Source organism: Vibrio sp. 10N.222.48.A3, from assembly GCF_041475345.1.
In the GTDB taxonomy this organism is placed as follows: domain Bacteria; phylum Pseudomonadota; class Gammaproteobacteria; order Enterobacterales; family Vibrionaceae; genus Vibrio; species Vibrio tasmaniensis_A.
This window is the reverse complement of record NZ_JBFRVX010001151.1, coordinates 1-1,714: the sequence shown is the minus strand read 5'-3', so window position 1 is coordinate 1,714 and position 1,714 is coordinate 1. Positions and strand designations below refer to the sequence as shown.

At 46.0% G+C, this 1,714-nt stretch carries 1 protein-coding gene and 1 pseudogene; both read left to right on the top strand.

Annotation, left to right across the window (positions count from 1 at the left end; genetic code table 11):
- Positions 1 to 269: pseudogene (locus tag AB4653_RS24525) on the top strand (hypothetical protein); the annotation flags it as partial.
- A 12-nt stretch (positions 270 to 281) separates the two neighbouring features.
- Positions 282 to 1,714 (top strand): DUF1254 domain-containing protein (locus AB4653_RS24520; protein WP_372105540.1); only part of this gene is annotated, 1,433 nt, incomplete at its 3' end.

The following is a 1,714-nucleotide window of genomic DNA, read 5'->3' as shown; positions in this document are numbered from 1 at the left end:
GCGCCATAACGTACGGACAAATGTGGGAGGAGGAGAATAAGTTTGAGGACACGCAAATCATCAGCAGTATCAACTATCTAAAGTACGATTTTGCTGACCAATTTTATCTTCTACTCGCCCCCCAATACACCTACGGGTTAGATGGTGAGAACACTCGAGATTTCTCTGCTGAAATGCAGCTGGGCTACAAGGTCGATAGTGACAACATCATCATTTTTAGTGGTGATACTGACAACAACACTTGGATCACCTTCCGTACTCGTTTTTAGTTAGGACATTAAATGATGAAAAAAAACATACTTGCGGCAGCACTGACTTGTGCTTTCATGGTTGCACTTCCGTCTCCGGTACTCGCGAGCCAATCCGTGGACGCGACGAGCGCATCTGTGGCAACAAAAACAGCAATGGAGATCAAGACGGAAACTCTACCCATTGAGATGGCGAGTTTAGCGTCGCTCAAAAAGGATAATCAGCTATTGGCACAACTTGCCTATGAGTACGCGTACTCGATAGATGAAGCCTACAAATACTTTTACAAAACCGTCGTTGAGCAAGATTACCCTTTGAATCGATTCCAAAATATTCGAATACTTGCTGACGACACTTACACTGCGCACCCGACGATTAACAATGACACGTTACATTTGATGGGTTGGATGGATCTAGCAGCAGAGCCTGTCATCGTTACGATTCCAGACCATGATGACAATCGATACTGGTTGTTCCATACCATGAATATGCAGCACTTTACTGACTCGGCTTTTGGCTCTCCACAGCGAGGCACAAAAGGCGGCAGTTTCATGTATGCAGTTGAAGGGTGGAAAGGTGAAGTGCCTGCGAGTGTCGATCAAGTCATCTATGTCGAGCACCCGCTGGTCAAAATGATGGGTCGAATCATGGACCTTGGCGGTGACGATTCTGCAACTGCTCAAAAGTTAATGGATCAATGGAATGTTAGGACGTTGTCGGAATACTTAGGTCAGAAAGGGCCAGTTCCTATTGAGCGCGAGTATCCAGACCCTGAAGATTCTAATTGGGTCGAACGAACCAATTTCATCCTGTCTGAAGGAACAATGAAGACGCATGACCAAAAGCTGCTTGAACTGTTCGAGTACATTGGCTTAGGAGATGTTGAATTAGGCAAAGCCAATCATCCATTTACGGCAGAGCAGCTTAGTATGATCGAGTCTGGTCAAAAAGACGGACTGGAACGAATCATTAATGCGGGCTTTGATGATTCACGTGACGTATTAGGCACTCGCGATGAAATGACCAAGGTTCCAAGTTTTCAGCACGCCTACGGCACCTTAATGGGCCAATGGGGGCTGCCTGCAAAACACACTATGTACAGCGGTGACTTCTTCGATAGTGAAGGTGGTGCGCTCGATGGTAGTAAGTATGATTACACGGTGACCTTCGATGCGCCGCCGCTAGAAGAGGGTGGTTTTTGGTCATACACGGCCTACAGTGGTGAAACCCGATTGATGGAGAAAAATGACTTAAACCGTCATTCCCGTGGAGACAGAACGCTAACGCCTAATGCTGATGGCAGCTACACCATTTACATGAGTAGCGATGTAAAAGGGCATGAAGATGATCCTAACTTCTTACCTATCCCCGATCATCAATGGTATTCAGTGTTACGTATGTACACGCCCGGTGAAGAGGTAAGAACAGATAAATGGAAATCGACACCATTTACTAAGGTCAAAAA